Here is a 5,131-nt window from a genome sequence, read left to right on the forward strand (position 1 = left end):
CCGCCGGAGATCCGCCCGGCGACCTCGTCGGCGGCGGCACGCCCGTCGCGCTCGCGGCCGCACCGCTCGGCCTCGCCGCGCTGGGTGCCGCGGGCCTCGGGGCGCTGCGCGCCGACGGCGGCACGGCCGACGGCGAGCCGCAGGACGACGCCGCGGCGGGCGACCACGCCGGGCCCGGCACCCCCGTGGTGACCGAGCTGACGATCGACGGGACCGTGCGATGACCGCCACGACCGTCGAGCACCCCGGACCCCTGCTGCCCGGCGCGCCGCGCTTCCGCCTCGACCTGCCCGACGGCTGGCACGCCGCCCCCGCGCCGCGTGCGCTCGCGGTGGCCCGGCCCGCGGTCGACGTCCCCGGCTTCCAGCCGAACCTCACCGTCACGGCCGACCTCGTGCCCGCGGGCACGACCGCCGCGCAGGTGCTCGACGCGATGCTCGCGCAGTACCCGGGCACGCGGCAGCCGGTGCCGCCGGCCGACGCGAGCACCGGCGACGGCGCCGGCGACGGCGCACCCGACGGGACCGCACGCGCGGCGCTCGTGCGCGCGCACGGCACCGGCACCGTGCACCAGCGCGTCGACGTGCACGTCGACCCGACGCCCGTGCCCGGCGGCCACCGGCACGCCGTCACGGTCGTGTCGAGCTGGTCCGCCACGACCCCCGCCGACCTGCGCGACGCGCTCGCCGCCGCGCACACCTCCGTCCGGCTCGGCGCCGCCGACCCGGCCCCGGCCTGACCGAGACCGGCAGAGCCACCCACCCGCCCAGGGCGCCAGGTCCGGGCACGCACCGAAGGAGAACGACCATGAGCAACGTCCTCGGCATGGACATCGCCGCCGCCCGTGACCTCGTGCGCGTCATGAACGTCGACGCCGACTCGATCACGCAGATCACGAGCCGCCTCACGCAGCAGCTGCAGTCGACGCCCTGGTACGGGCCCGACGCGCAGCGCTTCAACGCCGACTGGACCGGCCAGTACGTGCCGGCCCTGCAGCGGGTCGTCGAGGCGCTGCAGGCCAACGCCGCGGCGCTCGCGCAGCAGGCGGACGACCAGGAGACCGCGTCGTCCTGACCCCGCCGCCGGGGTGCCGCCGCCGTCCGGCGCGGCACCCCGGCGTCCGCGTCCCGCCGGACGTCACCCGGGACGTCACCGCCCTCGCCCCCCGCCCTCGCCCCACGCCCACGCACCCACAGACGGGAGACCGCCCATGTGGCGACTGAGCGTCCAGCCGACCCGCGACAGCGGGCTGCGCGCGGTCGACGTCGAGGTCGTCGCGCGCGAGGGCGCGCGCGTCGCGGACCTCGCCCGTGCGCTCGCGGGGCACCTGGGTGCCGGCACGGGCGCGCTGCTCGCCCCGACCACCGACGGCACGCCGTGGCCGGCCGACCTGCCGCTCGCGCAGGCGCCGCTGCGCACGGGCGCGGTGCTGCCGGTCGCGTCGGTGCCGGCCGCGTGGCTCGACCGCCCGGGCGGCCGACGCGCCGTGCGGGCACGCGTGCGGGTCGTCGCGGGCCCCGACGCGGGGCAGGAGGTCGCGGTCGCGTCCGACGCGTTCACGGTCGGCCGCGGGTCCGGCGCGACCGTGCGGCTGACCGACCCGCTCGTGTCGCGCGTGCACGCGCGCGTGCTGCTCACGGGTGGCGTGGTCGTGAGCGACGAGGGCTCGGCGCACGGCACGCGCGTCGCGGGCCGCCCCGTGCAGCGCGCGCAGCCCGTGGGCTGGGGCGAGCGCGTCGAGGTCGGCCGCACCACGTTCGAGGTGCACCGCGGCGACGCGACCCCGCTGCCGGGCGAGACGGGCGTGCTGCGGCCGCCGCGGTTCGGCGCGCGGCTGGAGCCCGCCGAGCTCGAGGCGCCCGCGCCGCCCACCGCACCGCGCCGCGCGCCGCTGCCGTGGCCGATGATGCTCATGCCCGTGCTGCTGGGCGGTGCGATGTTCGCGATGAACCGCAGCCCGTTCTCGCTGGTCTTCATGCTCGGGTTCCCGCTCATGATGTCGGTGCAGCACGTCGTGCAGCGCCGCCAGCAGCGCACCGAGCACGACGCGCAGCTGCGCGCGTGGCGGCACGACGTCGACGACGTCGTCGCGCAGGTCGACGCCGCGGCCGCCGTGCAGCGCGAGCGCGCCGGCACCGACGAGCCCGACCTCGTGACCGTGCGCGAGCGGGTCGCCGCGCGGCACCCCGGCACGTGGGCGCGGCGCGTCGACGACCCCGACTTCCTGCACGTGCGGGCCGGCCTCGGCCCGCGCCCCGCGCTCGTGGCCGGGACGGTCGCGCGCGGCGGCGACCGCGTGCAGCGCGACCTCGCGGTCCGCGAGTTCCAGGAGCGCGCGACGATCCCCGCGCAGCCCGTGCCGCTGGTGCTCGGCGGCCACCGGCTCGCGGCCGTCACGTGCACCGACCGGGACCGCGCCGACGCGGCCGTGCGCGCGCTGCTCGTGCGGCTCGCGGCCGCGCACTCGCCGACCGACGTCGCGCTCGCGGCCGTGCTCGGGCCCGACGCGACGCACGTCGAGACGTGGCTGCGGTGGCTGCCGCACACCGCGCACCGCGTCGCAGGCCTGCCGCCCGTGGCGGTCGGCGCGGCCGACGGGGTCGTGCTGCTCGACGCGCTCGTCGCGGCCGACGGTGCGCGCGGGCACGTCGTCTGCGTGGTCGACGAGGACGCGGGCGTGCCGCGCCGCGCGGTCGAGGCCGTCGCGGGCGCCGCCGCCGAGCGCGACGTGCACCTGCTGTGGGTGGGCCGCGACGCGACGCGCGTGCCGTCCGCGACGGACGTGCTGCTCGACCTCGACGCGGGGCTCGTGCGCCGCCGCGACCGCGGCGGGGACGACGTCGTGGACGCGGTCGACGAGCTCGACCTCGCGGCCGCGTGGGAGACCGCGCGCACGCTCACGTCGTTCCGCGACGAGGCGGCCGTCGTGCCGCCCGACTCGGCGCTGCCCGACGCCGTGCGCCTGCCGGACCTGGGCTCCGACCTGCGCGACCCCGACGACGCGACCGCCGTGCTCGACCGCTGGGCGCAGTCCGCGGGCCTGCGCGCCCAGCTCGGGGCGGGCGCCGACGGCGTCGTCACGGTGGACCTGCGCGAGGACGGCCCGCACGGCCTCGTCGCGGGCACCACCGGCTCAGGCAAGTCGGAGCTGCTGCAGACCCTGCTGTGCTCGCTGGCCGCCAACAACCCGCCGTCGCGCATCACGTTCCTGCTGGTCGACTACAAGGGCGGTGCCGCGTTCCGCGAGTGCGCCGACCTGCCGCACACGGTCGGCTACATCACCGACCTCACGCCCGCGCTCGTGCAGCGCGCCCTGGTGTCGCTGCGCGCCGAGCTCACGTGGCGCGAGCACCTGCTGGCCGAGCACGGCGCCAAGGACCTCGTCGCCCTCGAGCGGCTCCGCCCCGACGTCGCGCCGCCCAGCATGCTCATCTGCGTCGACGAGTTCGCCGCGCTGCTGGGCGAGGTGCCCGAGTTCGTCGACGGCGTCGTGGACGTCGCGCAGCGCGGGCGCTCGCTCGGCATGCACCTGCTGCTCGCGACGCAGCGCCCCGCGGGCGTCGTGACCCCGCAGATCAAGGCGAACACCGACCTGCGGATCGCGCTGCGCATGGCGTCGACCGACGACTCGACGGACGTCGTCGAGGCGCCCGACGCCGCGACCCTGTCGCGCCGCACGCCCGGGCGCGCGTGGCTGCGGCGCACGGGCCACGGCACGCGCGAGCTCGTGCAGGTCGCGTGGGTCGGCGCGCACGAGCCCGCGCGCGACGAGGCCGCGACCGTCGCGGTCCGCGCGTTCACGGCGCGCTCCGACGCCGCGCCCGCGGCCGCGAGCGGTCGCGTCCACGAGCGGTCCGACCTCGAGCGGCTCGTGCTCACCGTGGGGGAGGCGTTCGCCCGCTCGGGCCTGGCCGCCCCCAAGCGGCCGTGGCTGCCCGCGCTCCGCGACGAGGTGCTGCTCGCGGGCGGCGAGCCCGGGGCGCTGCTGCTCGGCGCCGACGCGCGCGACGAGGCCGCCGTGCCCGGAGTGACGCCCGACGTCCACACCTGCACGCCCGGCCCGGGCGTCCTGCCCCTCGGCCTCGCCGACCTCCCCGACGAGCAGACGCAGCGCCCGCTGCTCGTCGACTACGCGCGCGCCGGCCACCTGCTCGTGCACGGCGCGTCGGGCAGCGGCAAGACCGAGCTGCTGCGCACCGTGGCCCTGGCCGCGACGCTCGCGCACGACCTCGCGCCCGCGCTCGTCTACGGCATCGACGCCGCGGGCGGCGGGCTCGCGGCGCTCGAGGCGCTGCCGTCCGTCGGGTCGGTCGTGGTCGAGCAGCAGCCCGAGCGCGTCACGCGGCTCGTGCGGATGCTGCACCGCACGCTCACCGAGCGCAACGCGCTGCTCGCGCGGCACGGCGCGGCCGACGTCGAGGCGCTCGCCGCCGCGGGCGTCGTGCTGCCGCGCGTGCACGTGCTGGTCGACAACCTGCCGCAGCTCGTCGAGCACCTCGAGGGCGGCGGCCCGCTGCGCCGCGGCCACGTCGACCAGCTCGTCGCCGTGCTGCAGGACGGCCGCCGCTGCGGCGTGCACGTCACCGCCACGACCCCGCGGCGCACCGGCCTGCCGTCGGCGCTCGCGGGCGCGTTCGGGCAGCGGCTCGTGCTGCGCATGACGTCGGTCGACGACTACCAGGTGCTCGGCGTGCCGCAGACCGTGCTCGACGACCGCACGCCGCCCGGCCGCGGCCTGCTGGGCCGCACCGAGGTCCAGGTCGCGACGGTCGGCGGTGCGGGCACGCCGCGCCAGGCCGCGCTGCTGCGCGACGTCGCCGCGCGCGAGGGTGCGCGGTACGCCGCCCAGCCGCCCGTCGCGGTGCCCGCCATGCCGACGCGCGTGCCGGTCGACCTCGTGCCCGCGCCGCAGCGCGACGACGTGTGCCTCGGCGTCGACGGCGACCTCGCGACGGGCGTCGTGCTGCCGCTGCTGCCGGCGCCGTTGCTCGTGCTGGGCCGCGGCGGGTCGGGGCGCACGTCGTTCCTGCTCGGCCTCGCGCAGGCCGTCGCGCGGGCCGCGCAGCCGCCGGCGGCCGTGCACCTGCTGGGCCCGCGGGCGCGCGACGCGGCGGGCGTCACGGCCGTCGCC

At 79.0% G+C, this 5,131-nt stretch carries 4 protein-coding genes; all 4 read left to right on the forward strand.

The window, feature by feature from the left end; genetic code table 11:
- Positions 1–224, forward strand: a 224-nt coding sequence (locus CS2_RS19215; protein WP_169798669.1) for a hypothetical protein, incomplete at its 5' end; no start/stop codon positions are given.
- Positions 221–739 (forward strand): hypothetical protein, encoded by a 519-nt coding sequence (locus CS2_RS17625; RefSeq protein WP_070320950.1) that lies wholly within the window; start codon positions 221–223, stop codon positions 737–739. The genes CS2_RS19215 and CS2_RS17625, both read left to right, overlap by 4 nt.
- A 68-nt stretch (positions 740–807) precedes the next feature.
- Positions 808–1,074 carry a hypothetical protein gene (locus CS2_RS17630; RefSeq protein ID WP_046527857.1) on the forward strand — a complete coding sequence of 89 codons (267 nt, stop codon included), beginning with the start codon at positions 808–810 and terminating at the stop codon, positions 1,072–1,074.
- Between the two features lie 136 nt (positions 1,075–1,210).
- A partial coding sequence (locus CS2_RS17635) for a type VII secretion EssC family protein (protein WP_070320951.1) occupies positions 1,211–5,131 on the forward strand: 3,921 nt, incomplete at its 3' end.

The sequence above is a fragment of the Cellulomonas iranensis NBRC 101100 = JCM 18110 genome (genome assembly GCF_001552375.1).
Classification (GTDB): Bacteria; Actinomycetota; Actinomycetes; order Actinomycetales; family Cellulomonadaceae; genus Cellulomonas; species Cellulomonas iranensis.